General features: G+C 70.6%; 17 protein-coding genes. 8 read left to right on the plus strand and 9 right to left on the minus strand.

The annotated features are described in order from the left end of the window. Position 1: 1 nt before the first annotated feature. Positions 2 to 409: a (deoxy)nucleoside triphosphate pyrophosphohydrolase gene (locus BLU09_RS17930; protein WP_090490760.1), complete on the minus strand. Its 408-nt coding sequence runs from the start codon at positions 407 to 409 to the stop codon at positions 2 to 4. Between the two features lie 268 nt (positions 410 to 677). Here BLU09_RS17930 and BLU09_RS17935 point away from each other — a divergent pair, with 268 nt between their 5' ends. From BLU09_RS17935 to BLU09_RS17945, 3 genes are all read left to right on the plus strand, one after another. Continuing rightward, entirely contained in the window at positions 678 to 914 is a 237-nt protein-coding gene (locus tag BLU09_RS17935; protein ID WP_013940940.1) for a helix-turn-helix domain-containing protein, read from the plus strand. 146 nt (positions 915 to 1,060) lie between these two features. Continuing rightward, positions 1,061 to 4,852 (plus strand): serine/threonine-protein kinase, encoded by a 3,792-nt coding sequence (locus BLU09_RS17940; protein WP_244171819.1) that lies wholly within the window; start codon positions 1,061 to 1,063, stop codon positions 4,850 to 4,852. Positions 4,853 to 4,931: 79 nt separating this feature from the next. Further along, positions 4,932 to 6,263, plus strand: a complete 1,332-nt coding sequence (locus BLU09_RS17945) for a serine/threonine-protein kinase (RefSeq protein WP_090490762.1) — start codon at positions 4,932 to 4,934, stop codon at positions 6,261 to 6,263. A gap of 5 nt (positions 6,264 to 6,268) precedes the next feature. Here the strand turns inward: BLU09_RS17945 and BLU09_RS17950 are convergent, their stop codons facing one another. The 3 genes from BLU09_RS17950 to BLU09_RS17960 are packed head-to-tail and all read right to left on the minus strand — an operon-like array spanning position 6,269 to position 12,430. Continuing rightward, positions 6,269 to 7,648, minus strand: coding sequence for a sigma 54-interacting transcriptional regulator (locus tag BLU09_RS17950; protein WP_090490763.1), 1,380 nt, complete (start codon positions 7,646 to 7,648; stop codon positions 6,269 to 6,271). Positions 7,649 to 7,705: 57 nt separating this feature from the next. Next, positions 7,706 to 10,036, minus strand: coding sequence for a hypothetical protein (locus BLU09_RS17955; RefSeq protein ID WP_090490764.1), 2,331 nt, complete (start codon positions 10,034 to 10,036; stop codon positions 7,706 to 7,708). Positions 10,037 to 10,051: 15 nt separating this feature from the next. After that, a complete protein-coding gene (locus BLU09_RS17960; RefSeq protein ID WP_090490765.1) occupies positions 10,052 to 12,430 on the minus strand; it encodes an FdhF/YdeP family oxidoreductase in 2,379 nt (792 codons plus the stop codon). A gap of 249 nt (positions 12,431 to 12,679) precedes the next feature. On the opposite strand from BLU09_RS17960, the gene BLU09_RS17965 reads away from it, so the two are divergent. The 5 genes from BLU09_RS17965 (at position 12,680) to BLU09_RS17985 (ending at position 18,639) form a co-directional block, all read left to right on the plus strand. Continuing rightward, on the plus strand, positions 12,680 to 13,894 hold the full coding sequence (locus BLU09_RS17965) for a BON domain-containing protein (RefSeq protein ID WP_090490766.1): 1,215 nt from the start codon (positions 12,680 to 12,682) through the stop codon (positions 13,892 to 13,894). 108 nt (positions 13,895 to 14,002) lie between these two features. Further along, entirely contained in the window at positions 14,003 to 15,658 is a 1,656-nt protein-coding gene (gene hutU, locus BLU09_RS17970; RefSeq protein ID WP_011554344.1) for a urocanate hydratase, read from the plus strand. A gap of 2 nt (positions 15,659 to 15,660) precedes the next feature. Then, entirely contained in the window at positions 15,661 to 16,416 is a 756-nt protein-coding gene (locus BLU09_RS17975; protein ID WP_090490767.1) for a hypothetical protein, read from the plus strand. A gap of 3 nt (positions 16,417 to 16,419) precedes the next feature. Next, positions 16,420 to 17,685, plus strand: coding sequence for an imidazolonepropionase (hutI, locus tag BLU09_RS17980; RefSeq protein WP_090490768.1), 1,266 nt, complete (start codon positions 16,420 to 16,422; stop codon positions 17,683 to 17,685). Positions 17,686 to 17,775: 90 nt separating this feature from the next. Continuing rightward, on the plus strand, positions 17,776 to 18,639 hold the full coding sequence (locus tag BLU09_RS17985; protein WP_090490769.1) for a class II glutamine amidotransferase: 864 nt from the start codon (positions 17,776 to 17,778) through the stop codon (positions 18,637 to 18,639). 5 nt (positions 18,640 to 18,644) lie between these two features. On the opposite strand, the gene tsaE is transcribed toward BLU09_RS17985, so the two are convergent. The 5 genes from tsaE to glmM all read right to left on the minus strand — a co-directional run bounded on the left by tsaE (position 18,645) and on the right by glmM (position 23,285). After that, a complete protein-coding gene (gene tsaE / locus BLU09_RS17990; protein ID WP_090490770.1) occupies positions 18,645 to 19,130 on the minus strand; it encodes a tRNA (adenosine(37)-N6)-threonylcarbamoyltransferase complex ATPase subunit type 1 TsaE in 486 nt (161 codons plus the stop codon). Continuing rightward, a complete protein-coding gene (locus BLU09_RS17995) occupies positions 19,127 to 20,662 on the minus strand; it encodes an NAD(P)H-hydrate dehydratase (RefSeq protein WP_090490771.1) in 1,536 nt (511 codons plus the stop codon). Before BLU09_RS17995 ends, tsaE begins: the two co-directional genes overlap by 4 nt. A 4-nt stretch (positions 20,663 to 20,666) precedes the next feature. Further along, positions 20,667 to 21,047: a holo-ACP synthase gene (acpS, locus tag BLU09_RS18000; RefSeq protein ID WP_011554351.1), complete on the minus strand. Its 381-nt coding sequence runs from the start codon at positions 21,045 to 21,047 to the stop codon at positions 20,667 to 20,669. A gap of 6 nt (positions 21,048 to 21,053) precedes the next feature. Continuing rightward, positions 21,054 to 21,779 carry a pyridoxine 5'-phosphate synthase gene (locus tag BLU09_RS18005; protein ID WP_026113891.1) on the minus strand — a complete coding sequence of 242 codons (726 nt, stop codon included), beginning with the start codon at positions 21,777 to 21,779 and terminating at the stop codon, positions 21,054 to 21,056. A gap of 111 nt (positions 21,780 to 21,890) precedes the next feature. Then, entirely contained in the window at positions 21,891 to 23,285 is a 1,395-nt protein-coding gene (glmM, locus tag BLU09_RS18010) for a phosphoglucosamine mutase (protein ID WP_090490772.1), read from the minus strand. Positions 23,286 to 23,399 lie beyond the last annotated feature (114 nt).

Raw genomic sequence — 23,399 nt, forward strand, 5'->3', positions numbered from 1 at the left:
GTCAGCTGTCCAGGTCGAGCAGCTTCGCCAACGTCTTGGCATCCGCGTCCGGGAAGCGGTACGCGGACATCTCCTCCAGCGTCACCCAGCGGTGGTCATGCACGCGCAGGTGTTGGATTTCCTCTGTCGGCCGCGAGAGCCGACAGTGGAAGACGCGGAAGTCGATGTCGTAGTTGGGGTACTCGTGGTGGGTGTGCATGGCCTGACCCAGCACGTCCACCTCCACGCCCGTCTCTTCCTGGATTTCCCGGGCAAGGGCCTCGGCGTCCTCTTCACCCTCCTCCACGCGCCCGCCGGGGAACTCCCACAGCAGGGGCAGTGACGCGGTGGGGGGGCGCTGGGTGATGAGGTAGCGCCCCTGCTCATTCTGGAGCATCGCACCGACGACACGGACCTGACGGCGGGCCATTCGCTTCTCCTCTTTCTGGCGGGGACACCGGGGGGAGGGGCGAACTAACACACCCCCCGCCCGGCGCCAATGCCGCAACCCCAGTCGCCCAGCCTGCGCACGTCCGGACAACCTGGCCACCCTCCCCCTGGGCCACACAGTCGCCGCGGACGCCCGGGAGGCTTGCCCCGGCCGCCCGCCCCCCGGGCAATGTTCGGGTCCGTGCGCCAGCGCACCGGCATGTGGTGAATTGGATGACGGGAACGCGAGAAGGCGTCATGCTCGGCCCATGACGACGAGTCGTAGGGAAAGGGCCGAGGTGCTCGGAGCGGCACTGAAGGCCGCCCGCCAGCAGGCGGGGCTCGGCATGGAGGAGGTCGCCGAGCAACTGGAAATCCCCGTGGAAGTGCTCGCTCGGGTGGAACGAGGGGTGATGGTGCCGACCATTCCCACCCTGACGCGCCTGTGTGTGATTCTGAAGCTGGACCCGGATGTGCTGCCCGAGCTGCCGGAGATGAGTGACTGACGTCCGGGCGTGGCCGTCCAAGCTCACGGCCCCGAGCTCCCACGCCCATGCGCTGCCCCACCTGCCATCGCCGCGTGGCCGAGCGCTGTCCTCGCCACGGCCCGGTCGAAGCGCGTGCCCCAGGCTCCTTGCCGGAGCCTCCGGATGTGGCGGGCTATGTCCTGGGAGCGCCCTTGGGGCGCGGTGGGTTTGGACGGGTGTTCGCCGCGCGGCGTGAGGTGGATGGGCTGGACGTCGCGCTGAAGGTGCTGGAACCGCTCGCGGGCGAACGGCTGGGGCGGGAGTTGGAGGCCCTGCGCCGCATCGGCCCCCCCGCCGTGCCGCGGCTGCTGGGTGAGGCCACGACCCGCGCCGGTGAGCGGGTGGTCATCATGGAGCGCATCGAGGGCCCGACGCTGGCTCGGCGCTTGGCGAAGCTGCCGGGCGCCGGTGCCCTGCCCTGGGCCGATGCGGCCCCGTTGATGCGAGCCCTGGCGGAGGCGCTGGCCCAGGTCCATGCGGCGGGCGTGGTGCACCGGGACCTGAAGCCGGAAAACGTCGTGCTGTCCGAAGGGCGGCTCGTCCTGCTGGACTTCGGGCTCGCGCGGCTGACGGCCCAGGATGATGGGGAGGGACTCTCGCCAGGGCTCACCCGCACGGGTCAGCGGCTGGGAACCCATGAGTACATGTCACCCGAGCAGTGCCGGGACGCGCGATACATCGACGCGCGCGCGGACCTGTATGGGCTTGGGGTCCTGTTCTTTGAGTTGCTGTGTGGCCGGCCTCCCTTTGTCGGAGAGGCGGCAGCGGTGCTCCAGGCGCATGTCTCGCGGCGGCCTCCGGCGATGCGGACGCTCGCGCCTTGGCCGGTGCCCGCGGCGGTGGAGACATTGGTGCAGCGGCTGCTGGCCAAGGTGCCCGAGGACCGGGGAGACAGTGCGCGGTCGCTGGCGGAGGAGTTGCGCGAGCTTCAGGGCGCTGGCCATGCGCTGGGCACCCATGCGGTGTCCGGGGCCCTGGCGGAGAACCCGCGCCACGCCACGGAGGCGCCACGGACGGACACGGGCCCTTCAACCGCCCCCACCCCAGACACCAGCCGGGCCACGCGCGACGTGGCGGTCCTCGGTGTGAAGTCCTCACTGGATGCACCGGCCTTGCAGGCCTCCCTCGCCGGAAGCGGCGTCATCCTCGCGCGCGTGGAGCCAGGCCTCTGCCTCTTCGCGTTCCCCCACGAAGCGGCGGTGGAAGCCGGGCTGCGCGCGGCGCTCCGGGCCGCAGAGGTGCTGAAAGCCGCCCTGCCCCCAAACGCGACGCTCGCGCTTCATTGCGCACCGCTGCGCGTTCGTGAGCGTGCAGGTCGCTTGACGGTGGGTGGCGCGGCGGTGGAGCGGCCCGAGCGGTGGTGGCCATCGTTTGAATCCGTCTCCACCCCTGAGACGGTCGCACTGACGGCCAGCGCCCGGGCCCACCTGGGCGACCTGCCCTCCAGCACGCCGCATGGGGATGCGCTGACATCGCCTGACGTCCTCCTGGGCCGGGACACGGAACGACAGTGGCTGCGCGAAGCCCTGTCGCGCGTGCAGACACACGGTGCGCCCGTGCTGCGCACCCTGCTGGCGGAAGAGGGCCAGGGCAAGACGCGCCTGCTCACGACGTGGCGGAGCGAGCTGGAGGGCATGCCCGGCGTCTCCGTGCGCTTCGTCGAGGCGCTCCCGGATGAAGGGAGCGCGAGCGAGAGCGGGCTGCGAAGCCTCATCAACACCGTCCTTGGCCTGCCATCCCAGACACCCTCGGATGAGGCGCTGCGCCGGCTGCTCGCGGACGCGCGTCCCCCGGTGGATGTGGCCACCGTGCACCCGGCGGCGCGCAGGCAACTGGTGGCGAGGGCCATCGCAGCGCATCTGTGGCGGCTCGCGGCCGCTCAGCCCCTGGTTCTGCTGGTCGATGACGCGCACACGCTGGACCCCACGGCCCTGGATGCACTGGAACTGGCGACGCTCTCTGGCGAGGGGGCGCCCCTGTGCGTGGTGCTCGCCGGCCGGCACCGGCTGCTGGGCCTGCGCCCCTACCTGGGAGAACGCGCACGAGACGCCGAACAGCGAGAGCTTCCTCCCCTTCCGGAACACGATGCGCGCGAGCTGCTTCGCCAGTGGCTGCGCCCCGTAGACCTGATTGCCGAAGGTGTGTTGAGAGAGCTGGTGGACCGCTGCGGTGGCTCACCGCTGCGCATGCTGGAGACGGTGCGTGCCCTCCGAGGCGCGGGCGCCATCCGCACCCGTCCGGATGGAGGTGGCTACCTCGCCGCGGACGCCCTGAACGGGCTGGCCCCGGACCGCCCGGGCGCGGATGAACGGCTCGCAGAACGAAGCCTCTCGGGCCTGCCCCCTGGCATGCGCGCCCCGCTCCAGGTCGCGGCACTCCTGGGAGACGACGTGCGGCTGGAGGAGCTCACCGCCACGCTCGCCCATCTGGAGGCAGACGCGGACCTGGACCTGTCGCTGGACCCGGGCGTCGCGATGGAGCGGCTGGCACGCGCGGGCATGCTGGAGCCCCGAGGGCCGCGACGCTGGCGCTTCGAGCACACCACCCTGCGCGAAGCCTTCACCGCCCTGCTCCCTCCGCCACTGAAGCGGCGCATCTGCACGGCCGCCTTGCGCGCCCTGCCCGCGACGCCCACCGCCCGAAGGGCACGTCTGGCCGAGTCCGCCGGAGATTCCCTCCAAGCCACGGCCCTCCACTGGAACCTGGCCGAATCCGCTCGCCACGCGCACCGGCTCCTGGAGGCGGAACGGCACTACTCGGCCGCCCTGTCGCTGGTGCCGCGCACCGAAGAGGCCGTCCGGCTGGAGCTGCTGTCGGGACGAGGACGCGTGCGCTACCGCCTCCAGCGCATCGACGACGCCGTGGAAGACCTGCGCGCCGCCCGCCTGCTGGCCGAGGCCCACCGCGATGTGGTGCGCGAGGCGGACTTGCTGCTGGAGGAAGCCACCGCCCTCGACTGGCAGGACGACGCGGTGGGCTCCACCGCGCTGCTGGAGCAGGCCCTGCACTGCCTGAAGGACGCGGTCCCCTCGGAGCTGGCCGCGCGCCATGCCCTGGCCCAGGCGCGCGTCCTCGTACGGCGGGAGGACATCACTGGGGCTGTGCCCGCCCTGGAGCGAGCCGTGGAGGCCGCACGGTCCGGAGAGGACTCGGAGACGGAGGCCATCGCCCTGGCCATGCTGGGCGCGATGCTGGCGTGGACCGACCGGCTGGACGAAGCCTCGCGCCGCTTCGACGAAGCCATCGCCCTGTGCGAGGCGACCGGCGACACCCTGCACCTGGGCGTGGCCCTCAACAACCGGATGGTGCTGCATGTCCAGCGCCGGGACGCGGCGAGCGCTCACGCGGACCTGGAGCGCGCGGTGACCCTGGGACGCGAGCTGGGCAACGTGCAGATTGAACGGACCTCCGCCTTCAACCTGGCGCTGCTGCTCGGCTACCAGGGCCGGGCCGTGGAGGCCTTGCCCCTGGCGCGGCGGGCCGGCGTGCTCAGCCAGCGCTTCTTCCCCCGGTCCATGGCCCAGGATGCCCTGCTGGTGGCGCGCCTGTGCTGCGAACTGGGAGACCTGCCCGAAGTCGCACGTCAGCTCGCCTGGCTCGAGGAGCCGGACACGCGGCAGCGTCTGTCACCTTCGGACGCGCTGATGCTGTCCGTGGTCCGGCGCGTCGTGAACGAGGCTCGAGACGCCCTTCCCTACGGCGCCGATGCCTGGGCCCACCTGGTGGAAGCGTCCCGCCGGCTGGCCACGCCTGATGAGCGGCTGGAGATTCTCGTCTGGGCGGCACGCGCGGCTCGCAAGGCCGGAGACACGGTGACGCTGCGGGCTCGGGTCGCGGAGGTCGAGGAGACCGCACGCGAAGCGCCCCTGTGGACGGACCGCGTCCGCGCGCTGGTGGCCCCGGCCGAAAGCCCCTAGCGGGACGGCCACGCCCAGTGCCGGGACCGAGAACCGTGTTAGCACGGGGTGTCGCAGCAACGGCACGGAGGGACGTCCCATGGCCGATGGGCCCCCACGCGAACACGCCATATCGCTCTACGGAGACGAGCTGGAACCTGGAGCGCTGGTGGGCGACTGGGTCATCGAGTCACGCGTCCACGCAGGCGTGACCGCGTGGCTCTATCGCGCGTCGCACCTGTCCACCCGGGCTCCCGCCGCGGTGAAGGTGGTGCGTGCCGAGTTCAACCACGTCACCAACGTGCTCCGCCGCTTCCAGCAGGAAGCGGACACGCTCCGGGCGCTGCGCCATCCCCACATCGTGGAGGTGCTCGAGCACGGCGACCTTCGCGACGGACGCCCCTGGCTGGCCATGGAATGGCTGGAGGGCGAAAGCGTGGACCAGTGGCTCACGCACCGAGGCCCCTTCTCCCTCGCGGAGGCGCTGACGGTGATGGAGGAGCTGGGCACCGCGCTGCACTTCGCTCATGGCCGAGGCATCCTGCACCGGGACCTCAAAGCCCAGAACGTGATGGTCCTCCCCCTGGCGGAGGGCTTCACGGTGAAGCTGGTGGACTTCGGCATCGCCCGCGTGGAGCCACCGGAAGGGCTCGCCGGCCTGACGTCCGGCGGCGCCGTGCTCGGCACGCCCGTGTCCATGGCCCCCGAGCAGATTCGAGGGCAGGCCCTGGACGCACGCGCCGACCTGTACGCGATGGGCGTGCTGCTCTACCAACTCCTCACCGGGAGCCTGCCTTTCGAGGGCACCAGCGTGGTGGAGGTCGAGGAGCAGCACCTCCATGCGCCGCCACCGCACCTGGACGAACGGGTGCACGCTCCGCCAGCACTGGACGCCGTGGTCCAACGGTGTCTCGCGAAGGCCCCTGGGGACCGCTGGCCGGACGTGCCCGCCTTCCTCGATGCCCTGCGCGCGGCGCTGGCGCCCACGCCGGATGAGACGTGGGCCGTGGCTGTCTATGTGGACCTCCGCTTCCCGATGGCCCTGGACGAGCCCACCGACGCGGACCTGGATGCCAGGGACGCCACGCTGGACGCGACGCTCACCGAACTGGAGACCCGTGGCTGGATGCTCGCCCTGGAGAGCGGCAACGCCGTGCTCGCGTGGAAGTCACTGCCTCCCGCCGCCGAGGCCCGCGTCCCTGCCCTGGTGGAAGCGCGCCAGGTGGCGGACGCGCTGTTGCGGCAAGCGTGTGAGGCCGCGGGTGACCGCGTGGAAGTCCGCGTCTATGCGCACGCGGCCCTGTGTGAGCTGAGCACGGACGCCCAGGGCCTCCCGCGGTTGGCGGGGGGGGAGTTGCTGGGCCTGGAGTCCTGGGCTTCGGGAGGCACGGCGGGCGAGGTCCTGCTGTCGGATGCACTCGCCAGCCGCTGAGCGGGCTACGTCCGCAGCCGGTGCCGGCGCAGCAGGCGGTACAGGTACACGCGGTCCATGTCCGCGGCGGTGGCGGCCTGCGACACCTTGCCTCCGTGGAGCTTGAGGAGCGCATCCAGATACTCGCGCTCGAAGACCTCCAGCGCGCGGCGACGGGCCTCCGCGTAGGGCTGCTTCGGGTCCACCAGACTGCGCAGCACCGCTTGCGCGCTCACCTCCTCGGCGTCCGGCGGCATCGCGTCCTGGAAGACGAGGCAACGCTCCAGGTGGTTGCGCAGCTCGCGCACGTTCCCCGGCCACGCGGCGTGCTGGAGCTGCGCGATGAACTCCGGCGTGCTCAGCGCCGCGAGCTGCTCGGAGCCGGCCCCGAAGGCCGTGAGGATTCGCTCCGCGATGAGGGGGATGTCCTCGGGCCGCTCCCGCAGCGCGGGGATGATGATGCGCACCACCGCGAGGCGAAAGAACAGGTCGGAGCGGAAGCGCGCCGCGTTCACCTCGGCGCGCAGGTCCCGGTGCGTGGCGGCGATGACGCGCACGTTGACGGGCTGGTACCCGTTGGCGCCCAGCCGGCGAATCTCCTTGTTCTCCAGGACGCGCAGCAGCTTCGGCTGCAGCTCCGCGGGCAGCTCGCCAATCTCGTCCAGGAAGATGGTGCCGCCGTCCGCCTCCTCGAAGGCGCCGACGCGGCGCTGGATGGCGCCGGTGAAGGAGCCCTTCTCATGGCCGAACAGCTCGCTCTCCAGCAGGTTGCCGGGAATGGCACCGCAGTCCACGGTGAGGAAGGGCCCCGAGGCCCGAGCGCTGGCCTGATGGATGGCGAAGGCCGCGCGGCTCTTGCCCGTGCCCGTCTCCCCCTCCAGCAACACCGTCGCGTCGCTCGCGGCGGCTCGCTCCATGAGGGCGAAGCTGGCACGCGTCACGGGCGACGAACCCACCAGCTCACCGAACGTCGTGCGGTCGGAGATGAGCAGCCGGTTCGTCTCCGGGCTGAAGTCGAACCGGACGCTCACCCGGCCCAGGCGCAGGATGCTGCCACCACGAAGGTACGCGTCGCGCACGTGGACGCCGTCGAGCACCGTGCCGTTTCGGCTGTCCAAATCCCGCAGGCGGGCGCCGTCGTGGTCGACCTTCACCTCGCAGTGGAAGCGCGAGACGGTGGGCTCCTCGATGACGAAGTCGTTGAGCCCATGCGAGCCGATGGAGAACGTGTCCGCGTTGCTGTCCTTGGACTGCCCAGGCTGCGGACCTTCGAGGACGGTGAATCGGAAGCGGCGAACAGCGCCCGAGGTCCCGGGCCTTCCTGTCCCTGTGGGCCGCGTCTGCTGGACGGAATCAGGCCCTTCGGCTGGACGGCCCGCCCCCTGGGGTCGCTCGGTGTGACTCATAAGGGATGAACGCTATCACCGTGGACGCCACGCCAGCGGGCCCAGTGGCCACTTGACCTACCGAAGGCCCCATTCGACGACGAAGTCCGGTCCGTCCTCCGCGCGAGACAGCCGGGCAAACGACTCCGGGCGTTCGTCCCCCGTCCACAGGCCGATGAGGTCGCCCAACAGCCAGTGGGACAGCGAGCGCGCCACCCGCTGCACCCCGTCTCGCGGCACACCCGACAGCGAGCGCTGTGATTCCATCATCGCGCGCACCGTTCGCGACGGGACCACCCAGCACTCGGCCCGAGGAAACGGAGGCGCCAGGAACAGGCAGAACGCGGCATCGGTCCGCAGCAACTGCGCGTCCAGGTGCTCCCGGCCCAGCCGGAAGGCGGGCAGCCACTGACCTTCTCCGCGCTGTTCGAGCTTCACCACCTGCACGGACACCACGCGCCGCGTGCGCAGGAAGTCGCCCACCGCCACGTCGAGGACGAAAGCCACCTCCACCCCCAGCCGCGCGGCGGCCAAAGGCGGAGGGACGGCGTCCGGAGCCGCCTCGCCGTCCACCGGGACAAGCTCGGGCTCCGACACGGGCACGGGCTCCGGTTCGCGGCGCCGGACCGTCATCGACAGCTCCCACGGCGAGGGCTGCCCCTGGGCCATCAACGCGGCGACATCCGCCTTCACTCGCGCCAGCTCGGCGCGCAGTGCTTCGAGCAGGTCCGCCGCCAGCGTCTCGGTGTCCTCACGGAAGCGCTCCGGATAGCGAGACGAGAACTCCGCCTCCACTCGACCGAAGGCGCCCAGCAACAGCTCCTCCAGGTCCCGGTCGCGCAGCCACGTCCGGCCTCCGAGCGGCACCGCGCGCGTCACATGCAGGTGCCGCAACGCCTCCGTCAACGTCGCGGGGCCCGAAGCCTGCGAAGGCTCCACGGGGGCGCCCGGCTTCCCCTTCGCCGACGGGCCCTGGAACCAGGACTGGAGCGTCCGGACGCGGAGGCGAACGCGTGACGACGGGTGCTCCTTCAACCGCTTCACCTGTCTCCGGTCGGTCGCGGTGCGCACCAGCGCCAGCACCGTGAGCTCCGCCTCGGACGAAGCGGCATCCGGCGCGCACCAGAGGAAGAACTCGATGGCCGCCTTGCGCAGCACGGGCTTGCGCCCCACGCGGTCGGCGACTTCCTGACGCCACGCCGCCAGCTCATCCAGACCGGGCCGCACGGCACCGGGCATGAAGCGAGGCCACAGCTCGGCACATTCTTCCGCCAGCCAGTGGAGCTGGTCGAATCCCGGCGCCCCCGGCTTGAGCTTCGACAGCGCGCGCTTGCGGCGGTCGAAGGCATCTGGCGCGCCCTTGCGCACGGCGGCGCGGAACAACCGCTCCTCCAGCCACAGCAGCGTGAGCACCAGACCCGGCTCGCCCTTGCGCAGCGTGGCCTGGCAGTGGTCGAGCACGAAGCGCACGGGGCCCAGGTCCGCCGAGGCCTCGAAGTCGCCGTTCACCAAAGCGCCCAGCGCCCCGCGCAGGCCGTCCACCGGTGGCGCATCGAAGCGCGCCAGCAGCTCGCACAGGTTCTCCACCACCTCGGGAGGACCGCCGACCTCCAGCGTGCGCGACAGCAAGAGCCCCGCCCGAGCGCACCAGTCCGGCTCCTTGCGTCCACCGGGGTAGCACGCCAGGAAGCCACTCATGCCGCTGCGGCCGTCCGGCGACGTCGCCAACGAGAAGAGGCGCTCGGCCAGGACCTCCGAAGCTTCCCGCCACGGCAGACGCGCCGCCCGTGTCCGGATGAACTCCGCCAACCGGTCGCGCCCGTCCGCCGCCGTCGCCGGCATCAGCGCGCGCAGTTGCTCCAGCAGCGCGACGGACTTCGCGCCGGTGCCCAACACCTGACGGAGGTCCACCTCCACCGCGCCGTGGAAGCGCAGGGCCCGGCCGTCGAAGGTACACGGCGCGTCGCCGACGAGGGACTGGAGCGCGTCCGGGTGCCGCTTCAGGATGCGCGTCAGCACCGTGGTGACGGTGGCCTCCGTCTCACGCCGCACCCGCGCGGCCGTGTCCGCGTCTCCCACCTCCAGCAACGCGGCCAGCATCGTCTCCTGCCGCGCCATCAAGCGCGGCAGCAGGCCCCGGGGCGGCACGGCGTAGGGCCACAGCAACTCACTGCATGACGAGAGCAGGAACAACAGCTCGCCGAGGGTCCGCTCGCCCTCGTCCAGGCGGCTCCAGGCCGCCGCTTGCGCCTGGGTGCGCTCATCCAGCGAAGCGCCTCGCACCCAGGCCGCGAAGGACTCGCGCCACTGGGTGGACGCGGCCATGGCCTCCGCCGCGGGCGTCCCCGTCACCGTCTCATAGAGGGACCGGAGCGACTCCGGCCACCCGGTTTCATTGACGGGCTGCATGTTCTCTCACGCGCCTCATGCCACCGCGCCAGCGGGCAGGGCCCGCGGTTCTCCGGCCGGGGTGATGCTGATGACCACCGACTTCGACGTGGGCGTGCGGCTCTTCTCCGCGAAGCTGTTCACGGGGACGAGGACGTTGGCCTCGGGGAAGTAGGTGGCCGCGCACCTGCGCGGGATGTTGTACGGCACCACGCGGAAGCCACGCGCCAGCCGCGTCTCGCCTTCGAAGTGGCTCCGCAGGTCGACCAGCTGGTCGGCCGCCAGCCCCTGCGCCTTCATGTCGGCGGGATGCAGCAACACCACCCGGCGGCCATTGCGGATGCCGCGGTAGCGGTCATCCAGCCCGTACACCGTGGTGTTGAACTGGTCATGCGTGCGAATCGTCATCATCAGGAGCTGTCCTGGCTCCAGGGCAATGGGCTGTAGCGCATGCACCGTGAAGTGCGCCTTGCCACTCTTCGTGGTGAAGCGTCCCTCGCGCGGACCGTTCGGCAGCGCGAAGCCGCCCGGCTCCCGCACGCGGCGATTGAAGTCGTCGAAGCCGGGGATGACGCGCGAAATCTGCTCCCGGATGCGGTCGTAGTCCTCCACCAGCGACAGCCAGGGCACGCGAGAGCGCGCCCCCAGCACCGCCGTCGCCAGCCGGGCGACGATGACGGGCTCGCTGAGCAGGTGCTCCGACGCGGGCGCCACCGAGCCCCGCGAAGACGACACCACGCCCATGGAGTTCTCCACGGTGACGAACTGGGCCCCGCCGGCCTGCACGTCGCGCTCGGTGCGGCCCAGGCACGGCAGGATGAGCGCCCGCCGTCCGTGGACCAGGTGCGAGCGGTTGAGCTTGGTGGACACGTGGACGGTGAGGCGCGTGCGGCGCAGGGCCTCGGCGGTGAACTCCGTGTCCGGCGTAGCGGAGAGGAAGTTGCCACCGAGCGCGAAGAACACCTTCACCCGGCCGTCGTGCATGGCGTGCAGCGTGTCCACCACGTCCATGCCGTGGTGCCGCGGCGGCTCGAACCTGAACTCCCGGGACAGCGCCGTCAACAGGGCCTCGGGCGGCTTCTCCCAGATGCCCATGGTGCGGTCGCCCTGCACGTTGCTGTGACCGCGCACCGGGCACAGGCCCGCGCCCGGCTTGCCGATACCGCCGCGCAGCAGCGTCAGGTTGACGATTTCCTGAATGCACGCCACGCCGTTGCGGTGCTGCGTCAGCCCCATGGCCCAGCAGAAGATGGTGCGCTCGGAGCGCGCGAGGATTTCCGCCGCCGCGAGCACCTGCGCGCGCGGTACCCCACTCCCCTCCTCCACGTCCTCCCACTTCACCGCGCGCATGTGGGCCGCGTAGGCCTCGAAGCCGAGCGTCTTGTCGTCGATGAAGCCCTTGGCCACCACCGAGCCGGGGTTCGCGTCCTCCATCTCGAACAGCGCCTTGGCAATGCCCTGCAGCAGCGCGGCGTCGCCGTTGATGCGGACCTGAACGAACAGGGAGTTGAGGGCCGTTCCGGGCCCGATGAGGTGCAGCACGTCCTGGGGGTGCTTGAAGCGGTTGAGCCCCGTCTCCGGCAGCGGGTTGATGCTGACAATCTGGCAGCCCCGTCGCGCGGCGGCCTCGAGCGACGACAACATGCGCGGATGGTTCGTCCCCGGGTTCTGCCCGATGACGAAGATGGCATCCGCTTTGTCGAAGTCCTCCAGCGTGACAGTGCCCTTGCCAATGCCCACCGTCTCGTTGAGCGCGGAGCCGCTCGACTCGTGACACATGTTCGAGCAGTCCGGCAGGTTGTTGGTGCCGAACTGCCGTACGAAGAGCTGGTAGAGGAACGCCGCCTCGTTGCTGGTACGCCCGGAGGTGTAGAAACTCGCGGCGTCTGGCGTGTCGAGCGCGTTCAGCTCCTCGGCCACCAGCGCGAAGGCTTCGTCCCAGGACAGGGGCTCGTAGTGTGTGGCGCCTTCGCGGAGCACCATCGGGTGCGTCAGCCGGCCCTGCTTGCCCAGCCAATGGTCCGTCTGGAGGGCGAGGTCCACCACGCTCCATCGACGGAAGAACTCCGGCGTCACCCGCGCGGACATGGCCTCTTCCGCCACCGCCTTGGCGCCGTTCTCACAGAACTCCGCCATGGAGCGGTGTCCCGGGTCGGGCCACGCGCAGCCGGGGCAGTCGAAGCCCTCCTTCTGGTTCACCTTGAGCAGCAGCTTCGTCCCGCGCACCACGTCCATTTCACCGTAGACGTGCCGAAGGGCGGAGATGACGGCGGGGATGCCGCCCGCCACCGTGGCGACGGGCCCCACGGAGGGGCCACGGGCCTCCTCGGGAGGCTGGGCGCAGGGCGTTGCCTTCGTGAGCGCGGACGACGCTCGCGCGCCAGGCCCCTGTGCGTTCCGGCTCCCGTCGTCCATGGCACTCCCTCCAGGCATCGCGCGGCTGGCTGGCTGGCCGGTCGCGGCTGTGGACTCTACCGCGCTCTGGCCGCGCGGGAATGCTCATGGAACGACGGGCGCCTCCCCCCGGCATACAGCGGCCACTCCGGGGCCCCCATGCCCGGCCGAGCCTCTGGCGGGGCCTGCCTGCGTTGCCAGCAGCGCTCGCGGTCCAGAACGTCAGGAGACAGGCCCTGGGCGAACGCTCAACGAGAGGAGGCCATCCAGATGAACGGCAGGCGCGATGACGACCGGCGATGGGGAGACAGGGAGCGGGAGCAGCGGTCCTCGAGGGGCTGGGAGGACGAACACACCCATCCGAGGGACACCTGGGCCCGCGCCCCCGCCAGGGATGATGAGCGCGTTTACGAACGCGGCTCCGAACGCAGGAGCGACTTCGAGCGGGACGACGCCGGCGTCGAGCGACGACGGGGCGGCCCGCACCGGGGCCACCATCGACGAGGCGGTTGGGCCTCCGAGGATGAGGCGTTTCCACGCTCCTTCGACAGCGAGCGACACTTCCGGGACGCGGCGAGGGACCGGGACACACGCGACTACCAACAAGACGTGGACTTCGGACGCGCCGCGCGCGCCCTGGACCAGGGCCGGGAGTATGGCCGCGACTTCGACCTGGACCGGGAGCTGGACCGCCGCGCCCGGCACTTCGACCCGGAGCGCATCGCCAGACGGCCCGGCTACAGCCCCAGCGGCACGTTCCGCGAAGTCGCGGAGGACTGGCGCCTGGAGCCTCCCTACCTCGGCGTCCTGGAGGACGTGGGGACGGAGGGAGGACGCCGGGGCGGGCATGAGATGCCAGAGCGCCGGGGGCACGGCGGGAGGCGTCATGGCCACCGAGGCGCCGACGACGCCCACGAGCGCCGCCGACGGGAAGCGGGCGGCATGGACCGGGGCCGGCCCTGGCGCGCCGCCGGCCACATGGCCGAAACGGATGTCCGCTACGGGGGCACACAGCCCGCGGGCCATGGCCCCGGTGTGGAGAACATGGCGCCACCGTGGGATGGGTACTCCACCAGTCCGTCACGGCCGGACGACCACGACCTGGGCCAAGGTGGCTTCTCGGGTGGGCGCTACCGGCCCGAAGGCCCTGTGAGGGCTCCTCCCCGGGGACGCGCGCCGCGAGGCTACCGGCGCTCCAGCGAGCGAATCCTGGCGGACCTCTGCGACCGGCTGATGCAGAGCTGGGTGGACGCCGAGGACGTGGACATCCGCGTGCGGGACGGCGTGGTGCTGCTGGCCGGCGTGGTGCGCAGCCAGGATGAACGGCACGCGACGGAAGCGCTCGCCCGGGACGTGCTGGGAGTGAAGGAGGTCATCAACGACATTCGCATCGACCGCGAGGACGGCGTCGTGGACCGGCCCGCGTCACGCAGCCCCGTCCAGACTCCGGGCATGGACGCCGACGACGACACACTGCATTCGTGAGGCGGCGGACGCGACGCGGCGCGACGCGGACATCGCGGTGGCCCGGAAGCACCCCGGTTCAGGTAGTGTGCCGGGCCTTTCCGTCCGCCACACTCTAGGAGTCCGTTCATGTCCCGCGTCATCCGCGCCCCCCACGGTTCCACCCTGTCCTGCAAGGGCTGGGTCCAGGAGGCCGCGCTCCGGATGTTGATGAACAACCTCGACCCGGACGTCGCCGAGCGCCCCGAGGACCTCGTCGTCTACGGCGGCACCGGCAAGGCCGCCCGCGACTGGCCCTCCTTCGACCGCATCGTGTCGAGCCTCCAGAACCTGGGCGACGATGAGACCCTGCTCGTCCAGTCCGGCAAGCCCGTGGGCATCTTCCGCACGCACCCGGACGCGCCGCGCGTGCTCATCGCCAACTCCAACCTCGTGGGCCGCTGGGCCAACTGGGAGCACTTCCACGAGCTGGAGAAGAAGGGCCTGATGATGTACGGCCAGATGACCGCGGGCTCGTGGATCTACATCGGCACGCAGGGCATCCTCCAGGGCACCTACGAGACCTTCGCCGCCGCCGGCCGCTTCCACTTCGGCACCGACGACCTGGCCGGCCGCCTCATCCTCTCCGGCGGTCTGGGTGGCATGGGTGGCGCGCAGCCGCTGGCTGCCACCATGAACAACGCAGTGTTCCTCGGCGTGGAGATCGACCCCACGCGCGCTCGCCGCCGCGTGGAGACGCGCTACCTGGACGTCGTCGCCAAGGACCTGGATGAAGCGCTGGCCCTGGTGAAGGACGCCCAGGAGAAGCGCGTGGGCCGCTCCATCGCCGTCATCGGCAACGCGGCGTCGGTGTTCCGCGAGCTGTACCGCCGCGGCATCAAGCCGGACCTCGTCACGGACCAGACGAGCGCCCATGACCCGCTCAACGGCTACATCCCCACGGACCTGTCGCTGGAGGCCGCCGCCGAGCTGCGCCAGCGGGATCCGGAGACGTACGTCCGCCGCGCGCGCGAGTCGATGATGATGCACGTGCAGGCGATGAACGACTTCCAGAAGGCCGGCAGCCACGTCTTCGACTACGGCAACAACCTGCGCGGCCAGGCGGAGCTGGGCGGCATGGAGAACGCCTTCGAGTTCCCCGGCTTCGTCCCCGCCTACATCCGCCCCCTCTTCTGCGAGGGCATGGGGCCCTTCCGCTGGGTGGCGCTCTCCGGTGACCCGGAGGACATCCGCGTCACCGACCGCGTAGTGCGCGAGCTGTTCCCCCAGAAGGCCTCGCTCCAGCGCTGGCTGAACATGGCCGAGGAGCGCGTGGCGTTCCAGGGCCTGCCCTCGCGCATCTGCTGGCTGGGGTATGGCGAGCGCGCCAAGGCGGGCCTCGCGTTCAACGAGCTGGTGCGCAAGGGCGAGGTGAAGGCGCCCATCGTCATCGGCCGGGACCACCTGGACTGCGGCTCGGTGGCGTCGCCCAACCGCGAGACGGAGGCGATGAAGGACGGCACGGACGCGGTGGCGGACTGGCCCATCCTCAACGCGCTGGTGAACGCGGTGAACGGCGCCTCGTGGGTGTCCTTCCACCACGGCGGCGGCGTGGGCATGGGCTACTCGCTGCACGCCGGTCAGGTCATCGTCGCGGACGGGACGCCGGAGGCCGCGCGCCGCATCGAGCGCGTGCTCACCAGCGACCCCGGCATGGGCGTGCTGCGCCACGCGGACGCGGGCTACCCGGAGGCCATCGAGGTGGCGAAAGAGCGCGGCGTGAAGATTCCCGGCATCACCACCTGAAGATGAAGCAGGAGGCCGCAGTGAAGCGCTTGTGCGCGGCAGGGGTCGGACTGTGGGGCGCCGCCGTCGTGGGATTGGCGGGGTGCGCCCCCACGGCGATGGGCCCCATGGTGATGCGGATGGGGCCCGGGGCGCCGGACCGCAACGTCATGCAGGTCGGCATGCGCTCCGGCCCCCGGCTGAGCGCGCCCATCGCGGGGACGCAGGCCGGCGTCGGAACGGGAAACAGCTTTCGGGGAAACGAGTCGAGCTTCTCCACGCAGCAGTGGGGCGTGGCGTTCGACGCGGCCCTGACGGTGCCCGTGTCCGAGCGGCTGCATCTGCACACCGGGCTTCAGGGCGAGTTCCTCCTGCCCATCCCGCTGCCCGGGTACGGGCTGTACGCCGGGGCCTCGTACTACGTGGGCTCGGAGCGGCTGGGCCTGGCCCCGGCGTTGTCGCTGCGAGGCGCCAGTGATTTCGGGCTGGGCACCCCGCGCGGCGGGCCGGGCAGCATCTTCGGCGCGGAGGTGTCGTGCGCGCTCACGATGCAGCCGGAGAAGAACGTGTCCATTGGCCTGGTGCCCTTCGCGTCGTGGCACACGGTGGCGTCACACGGGCGCAACGAGCAAGCGTTGTATTACGGCGGCGTGGTGGCGGCGCGCGTCTCCTGGGGCGAAAAGAACGACTTCGAGCTGTCGGGCGGGTTTGGCCGCGCGAAGGTTGGCAAGGGTGTGAGCTGGAACGTGCCCATCATGGGCGCACGCGGAGGACGTTGAGCCATGGACGTGCTGGACCTGCTGGTGCGCAACACCTCCGAAGTGCTGACGGTGGAAGGCTCGCACCGCGAGCGCGCGGAGGACGCCCTCACCCCACGCCCAGGTGCGGTGGTGGGCGTGCGTGAAGGACGCATCGCCTACGTGGGCCCCGAGGCCGGCCTCCCCACGGGCGCGGTGGGCCCTGGCACCGAGGTGGTGGACGCCCAGGGTGGCTTCGTGGGCCCCGGCTTCGTGGACCCCCACACGCACCTCGTCTTCGCCGGTGAGCGCTCGGCGGAGTTCGACCTGCGCAACCAGGGCGCCACCTACCTGGAGATTGCCAAGGCCGGCGGTGGCATCGCCGGCACGGTGCGGGCCACGCGGGCCGCGAGCGAGGAGGAGCTGGTGCGGCTCGCCCTCCCCCGCACGAAGCGCCTGTTGGAGCAGGGCGTCACGACGGCGGAGGTGAAGAGCGGCTACGGGCTCGACCTGGCGACGGAGCTGAAGATGCTGCGCGCGGTGCGGCGGCTCGGGACGCTAACGCCGCTGGAGCTGGTCCCCACGCTGCTGTGCGCGCACGCCGTGCCGGAGGAGTACCGCGGCAAGCGCGAGGACTACGTGCGGCTGTGCATCGAGGAGATTCTTCCCGCCGTCGCGCGCGAGGGGCTGGCGCGCTTCTGTGACGTTTTCGTGGAAGACAGCGCCTTCACCGTGGACGAGGCGCGCCGCATCTTGAGCGCGGGCCGGGCACTCGGGATGGTGCCGCGGCTGCATGCGGACCAGCTCACCGCGTGTGGTGCCTCCGAGCTCGCCGCGGAGCTGGGGGCCGCCACGGCGGACCACCTGGAGCAGGTGACGGACGCGGGACTCAAGGCGCTGGCGGACGCCAACGTCACGGCGGTGCTCGTTCCCACCTCCACGCTGTTCCTGCGCATGCGGCCCTACGCGCCTGGACGCCGCATCCGCGATGCGGGGCTCAACATCGCTTTGGGCACCAACGTCAACCCCGGTTCCGCCATGAGTGAAAACACAGCACTGGCGCTGGGACTTGCGTGTCTGGAAAACGGGCTTACTGCGGCAGAGGCGTATTGGGGAGCCACCCGTGGCGCGGCCATGTCCTTGGGGCTGCAACAGCACGGAAGGCTGACCGTAGGTGACGCGGGCGACCTGGTGGTCTTCAGCTGTGCTTCGTACCGCCACCTGCCCTACCATCTAGGGGTAGCGCACGCGCGAGTGGTCGTGAAGGCCGGACGCATCGCTGTCCGGCAGCAGATGGAAGGTTGCGCGTGAACCGGCGTCGCAGAGACACAGCGGCTCCGAGTGGATAAAGACGGAACGACATCCGTCTGGGCCGGACGTTAAGAATATTCGTTGCTAGCCATGTGCCGACTCTTTGGATTCCGTTCAGCGATTCCCGCCGCGGTGCACCCTTCGTTGGTGACGGAGAAGAACTCGCTCCTCATCCAGTCGCGCGAGCACAAGGATGGATGGGGCATCGCGGCCTACGGCGCCGAGCAGGCGCCGGTGGTGGCGCACGGTGTGGGGCCCGCGCACAGCGACCCGGACTTCGAGCGGGTGAGCAGCCGGGTGTCCTCCCACACGGTGGTGGCGCACATCCGCCTGGCCTCGGTGGGCGCGGTGGAGCTGCGCAACTCGCACCCCTTCCTGCATGGCCGCTGGTCGTTCGTGCATAACGGCACGCTGCGGGAGTTCGCGCAGCACCGGGCTGCCGTGGAAGCGCTCATCTGCCCGAGCCTGCGGACGAACATCCGGGGCACCACGGACAGCGAGCGGTGCTTCTACCTGTTCCTCACCCGCCTGGGTGCCCGCCATCCGATTGACCGGAAGGTCCCCGTGGAGGCCGTGGCGCGCGCGCTGGCGGAGACGATGTCGTTGGTGGCCGCCATCACGGATGCCGCGGGACAGGATGGCCGCTCGGCGATGAACTTCCTCGTGTCCGACGGCGAGTTGATGGTGGCCTCGCGGCGCAACCGAACGCTGTTCGTGTCCACGGGCCCGTCGCGCGACGACGTGTCGACGCTGCCGGCACCAGGGACGAAGTTGGAGCAGCTCGTCGTGGCCAGTGAGTCGCTGTGTGGCGGGCCGTACTGGGCACCAGTGGCCGAGGAGGACGTCATCGGCGTGGACGCGAACCTCGTCTTCCACCACTGGCGCGTGCCGGAGCTCGCGGGTCCGGACCTCTTCCCCGCCGTGAAGCCGGCCACGTCGCCCATCGTGGCCTGAGGGCGTCAGCCCATCCACGCGTCAAGCAACGCCGCGGGCCGTACACCAAACGCCTCCGCCGTCAGCTCGCGTGCCTCGCCGCCCGCGTGCTTCAGCGTGACGCGCAGGTAGTCACGCGGCGCGGCCTGCGGAATCTTGTCCAACCACTCCACCAGCATCGCGCTCTCGGTGCCTTCCAGGTCCAGGAAGCCCGTGGCGTACAGGTCGTCGTAGTCCGTCAGCCGGTACAGGTCCGCGTGGTACAGCGGGATGCGTCCCGAATACGGATACACAATCGCGAACGTGGGGCTCGCCACCTCGGAGCGAGGAACGTTCGCCCCGGCCGCCACTCCGCGCACCAGGTGCGTCTTTCCCGCGCCCAGGTCGCCAATCAGCCCCACGAAGTCACCGGGCTCCAGCAACTCGCCCAGGCGCACACCCAGCCGGTGCGTCTCCTCGGGAGACTCCAGCCGTACCGTCCGCACACGCGCGGCCGACGCTTCCGTGCTCATCGTTCCCACCGCAGCCACACCTCACACAGCCCCTGCTCCACGATGTCCCCTGCAACCAACCCCAGTTGCCCGCGCTTCGCCGCCGCCAAATCTCCAGCGAGCCCGTGCGCGTACACCGCCGTCCAGATGGCCGAGGGCACTGGAAACGACTGAGCCAGGAACGCGCCACAAATCCCGGACAGGACATCCCCCGAGCCCCCCGTCGCCATTCCTGGGTTGCCCGTAGTGTTGAGGTACACGCGCCCGTCCGCGTCGCTCGTCAGCGTCCGGTCTCCCTTCAGCACGAGCGTCACCTTCAAGCCCACGGAGAACTGCCGCGCCACATCCAGCCGGTGCGCTTGGACTTCCTTCGTGGACCTGCCCGTCAGCCGGGCCATCTCTCCCGGGTGCGGCGTCATCACCACCGGCCCCTTCGCCCGGCGCAGCACCGACAGGTCCGTGGCCACCGCATTGAGCGCGTCCGCGTCCAACACCGCGGGCACCTCCACGCGCGACAACAGCTCGCCAATCAGCGCCCCCGTCTCTGGCCCCCGAGGAATCCCCGGCCCGATGACGAGCGCATCCTTCCCCTCCGCCGCCGCCACCAGCGCGTCCAGGTCACCCATGCCCAGCGGCCCGGAAGCCTCCAGCGGGATGCCCATGATTTCCGCTGAATGCGCCTGGATGATGTCCAGCGCATCCGCGCGAGCGGCCACTGTCACGAGCCCCGCCCCGGAGCGCAGCGCCGCCTTCGCCACCAGCGCCGCGGCCCCCGTCTTTCCCCGGCTGCCCGCCACCACCAGCACGTGGCCAAAGGTCCCCTTGTGAGAGTCCGCCTTCCTCGCCGGCAATGTGCGGCGCGCGTCCGGCTCCTCCACCACGAAGAGCTCGGGACCGGAGACCTCGCTCGAGGACTCGCCCCCCATGCCGATGTCCACCCGGTGCGCGCGGCCACACAGCGAGGCCCCTGGCTCCAGCACCTGCCCCGGCTTGAGGAAGCCGAACGCCACGGTGGCATCCGCCTCCACACACGGCGAGAAAGCCGCTCCGGTGTCGCTCTGAAGCCCGGACGGCACATCCGCCGCCACGACCTTGGCCCCTGCTGCTCGCCAGCCGCGAATCGCCGACACGGCGTCCGCGAAGGCCCCCGCGGGCGCACGACTCAAGCCCGTGCCAAAGAGCGCGTCCACCACCACGTCACCGCGCCTGGCCGGCTCCACGGCCTCCAGCGTGCGCGGCGTCACACCGAAGCCCTTCACCGCCTCCAAGTTCCGGCGCGCCTCGGGCGTCAGCTTCGCGGCGTCGCCCACCATCACCACCGATACGCAGGCGCCGCCTTCCCGGAGAAAGCGCGCGGCCACCAACCCGTCCCCTCCATTGTTGCCCGGTCCACACACCACCACGAAGCGCCCACCCGAGCCGACGAGCCCCCGTGCCACCTCCGCGAGCCCCCGCCCGGCATTCTCCATCAGCAACGCGGAGGGCATGCCGTGGCGGGCTTCGGCGGCCTGCTCGGCCTGACGCATCTGGGCAGCGGTGAGGACGCGCAACATGGCTTCAATCCCCCTTCGACTGGAGCACCACCGTGGCGGCGGCGACGTCCGCATCGTGGGTCAGCGCGAGGAAGGCCTCCAGCCCTCGCGCCTCCATGACCTCCAGGGCCACGCCGGACAGTGCGAAATAAGGCGCTCCGCCCTGCCGCCGGACCTCCATGTCCTTCCAGCGGATGCCCGGCGGGGCGCCCAGCGCCTTCACCAGGGCCTCCTTGGCGGCGAAGCGCGCGGCATAGGCACTGGCCGCGTCACTCCGCCGGCCGCACAAGGCCCGCTCCGCCTCGGTGTAGACGCGGTTCAGGAAGGGCTCCGCGCGAGGCCCGTCCAGGATGCGCTGGATGCGGGAGATGGAGCAGATGTCCAGGCCCAGGCCGCGGATTCCCATGGCGCCCTACCCCGGGTTGCGCATGATTTCGAGCATCTCGCGCACCGCCCGCTCGAAGCCCACCAGCACCGCGCGACCGACGATGGCGTGCCCGATGTTCAGCTCGTCGATTTCGGAGATGCGGGCAATCGGGTGCACGTTGTCGTAGTTGAGCCCATGGCCCGCGGCCACGCCCAGGCCCAGCTTGGTGCCCGCCTTGGCCGCGTCGATGATGCGCGCCAGCTCCCGGGCCCGCTCCTTCTCGTTGCGCGCCTCGCAGTAGCGGCCCGTGTGCAGCTCGATGCGGTCCGCGTTCACCTTGTGCGCTGCCCGCACCTGGTCCAGGTCCGGGTCGATGAAGAGCGAGACGGCAATCTCGCCGTCCTTCAGGTTCTTGATGATCTTCGCGATGTGCTCGCGCTGGTTGGCGACCTCCAGGCCGCCCTCCGTGGTGAGCTCCTCGCGGCGCTCGGGCACCAGCGTCACCACGTCCGGCTTGTGCTCGTAGGCGAGCTTCACCATCTCCGCGGTGGCGGCCATCTCCAGGTTCAGGAGCGTCTGCACCGTTTCACGGAGGATGCGCAAATCCCGGTCCTGGATGTGACGCCGATCCTCGCGCAGGTGGATGGTGATTTGTTGCGCGCCGGCAAGCTCCGCCAGCGCCGCGGCCGTCACCGGATCCGGATACGTGGTGCGCCTCGCCTGACGCAGCGTCGCCACATGGTCCACGTTGACACCCAGTCGCTGTCCCATCGACCGCACCTCGCTCATGCGCGGCCATGGGATTGTCGAAAGGCCCCGGTGCGCGCCGGTCCTTCTTCACGCTGGCTGCGTCCGGAAGTCAACCACCGTTCGCAGCGGCCCTCAGACGCTGAGGGCCTTGGACAGCGCGTCCGCGATTTCCTTCGCGTAGGCCTGGTTGCGGGCGGCGTCCTCGCCCTCGATGAGGACGCGGGCCTTGGGCTCGGTGCCGGAGAAGCGCACCAGCACCCGGCCGGTGTTGCCCAGCCGCTGCTCCACGCTCTTGATGACCTTCATCACCGTCGGGAGCTCGCCCAGCTCCTTCTTCTGCTTCACGGCGACGTTGACCAGCGTCTGGGGCACGGGCTCGAAGATGGAGGCCAGCTCGCTCAGGGGCTTGCCCGCCCGGCACATCACCGCCAGCAACTGGAGCGCCGCCAGGGTTCCGTCACCCGTGGTGGTGTGGTCCAGGAAGATGAGGTGGCCGCTCTGCTCGCCGCCCAGGTTGTAGCCATTGCGGCGCATCTCATCGACGACGTAGCGGTCACCCACGCGCGTGCGAGCCACCTTCACGCCCCAGCGCGCCACCGCGCGCTCCAGGCCGATGTTGCTCATCACCGTGGAGACCAACATCTTCTTCTTCAGCTGCTTGCGGGCCACCAGCTCGCCCGTGCAGATGGCCATGATGGCGTCGCCGTCGACGACCTTGCCCTTCTCGTCCACGACGATGAGGCGGTCGGCGTCACCGTCCAGGGCGATGCCCAGGTGCGCGCCGTGCTTCACCACCGTCTTGGCCAGGTTCTCCGGATAGAGGGCGCCACACTTGTGGTTGATGTTCTTTCCGTCCGGCGAAACGCCGAGCGCAATCACCTTGGCGCCCAGCTCCTCCAGCACGGCGGGCGCCGTCTTGTAGGCCGCGCCGTTGGCGCAGTCGACGACGATGGTCATCCCCTCCAGCGTCAGCTCGCGCGGGAAGGTGGCCTTCAGGAAGACGATGTAGCGGCCCCGCGCGTCCTCCATGCGGAAGGCCCGGCCAATCTTCGTGGCCGTGGGACGGATGGAGTCGATGGAGCCGCTGGACACCAGCTCCTCAATCTTGCCTTCCGTCTCGTCCGGCAGCTTGAAGCCGTCGCGCCAGAAGAACTTGATGCCGTTGTCCTCGTAAGGGTTGTGGGACGCGGAGATGACGGCGCCCGCATCCGCCCGCATGGAGGTGGTGATGTTGGAGATGCCCGGGGTCGGCAGCGGCCCGACGAGCTCCACGTCCACGCCCATGGAGGTGAGGCCGGAGGCCAGCGCCTGCTCCAGCATGTAGCCGGACAGCCGCGTGTCCTTGCCCACGATGACGCGGTGGCGGTGGGGGCCGTTGCGGATGAGGAACGCGAGCGCCCGCCCGAGCTGCATCGCGACCTCGGCAGTCATGGGATAGACGTTCGCCTTCCCGCGAACACCATCCGTGCCGAACAGCTTCTGGGAAGCCTGCGCCTCCTTCGGAGGCATGTTCATCCTGTACGCCATGTGTGCCGCTCCGCCTTTCCCACGCCGGGCCTGCGCCGGCCTCTCGACGTCGGGGCTTATACCCCGCCCACCACGCGGGCTCGAAGTTAGGAACCCACTGCTCCCTGGGCAACC

This window comes from Myxococcus virescens (assembly GCF_900101905.1).
Classification (GTDB): domain Bacteria; phylum Myxococcota; class Myxococcia; order Myxococcales; family Myxococcaceae; genus Myxococcus; species Myxococcus virescens.

Bases quoted from the DNA above. Each gene is read 5' to 3' on its own strand.
- BLU09_RS17975 (WP_090490767.1), top strand. From the start codon at position 15,661: ATGAAGCAGGAGGCCGCAGTGAAGCGCTTGTGCGCGGCAGGGGTCGGA.
- acpS (WP_011554351.1), bottom strand. From the start codon at position 21,047: ATGGGAATCCGCGGCCTGGGCCTGGACATCTGCTCCATCTCCCGCATC.
- BLU09_RS17965 (WP_090490766.1), top strand. From the start codon at position 12,680: ATGAACGGCAGGCGCGATGACGACCGGCGATGGGGAGACAGGGAGCGG.
- BLU09_RS17955 (WP_090490764.1), bottom strand. From the start codon at position 10,036: ATGCAGCCCGTCAATGAAACCGGGTGGCCGGAGTCGCTCCGGTCCCTC.
- hutI (WP_090490768.1), top strand. From the start codon at position 16,420: ATGGACGTGCTGGACCTGCTGGTGCGCAACACCTCCGAAGTGCTGACG.
- BLU09_RS18005 (WP_026113891.1), bottom strand. From the start codon at position 21,779: ATGGGACAGCGACTGGGTGTCAACGTGGACCATGTGGCGACGCTGCGT.
- BLU09_RS17950 (WP_090490763.1), bottom strand. From the start codon at position 7,648: ATGAGTCACACCGAGCGACCCCAGGGGGCGGGCCGTCCAGCCGAAGGG.
- BLU09_RS17995 (WP_090490771.1), bottom strand. From the start codon at position 20,662: ATGTTGCGCGTCCTCACCGCTGCCCAGATGCGTCAGGCCGAGCAGGCC.
- BLU09_RS17935 (WP_013940940.1), top strand. From the start codon at position 678: ATGACGACGAGTCGTAGGGAAAGGGCCGAGGTGCTCGGAGCGGCACTG.
- BLU09_RS17945 (WP_090490762.1), top strand. From the start codon at position 4,932: ATGGCCGATGGGCCCCCACGCGAACACGCCATATCGCTCTACGGAGAC.
- BLU09_RS17930 (WP_090490760.1), bottom strand. From the start codon at position 409: ATGGCCCGCCGTCAGGTCCGTGTCGTCGGTGCGATGCTCCAGAATGAG.
- BLU09_RS17985 (WP_090490769.1), top strand. From the start codon at position 17,776: ATGTGCCGACTCTTTGGATTCCGTTCAGCGATTCCCGCCGCGGTGCAC.
- hutU (WP_011554344.1), top strand. From the start codon at position 14,003: ATGTCCCGCGTCATCCGCGCCCCCCACGGTTCCACCCTGTCCTGCAAG.
- glmM (WP_090490772.1), bottom strand. From the start codon at position 23,285: ATGGCGTACAGGATGAACATGCCTCCGAAGGAGGCGCAGGCTTCCCAG.
- tsaE (WP_090490770.1), bottom strand. From the start codon at position 19,130: ATGAGCACGGAAGCGTCGGCCGCGCGTGTGCGGACGGTACGGCTGGAG.
- BLU09_RS17960 (WP_090490765.1), bottom strand. From the start codon at position 12,430: ATGGACGACGGGAGCCGGAACGCACAGGGGCCTGGCGCGCGAGCGTCG.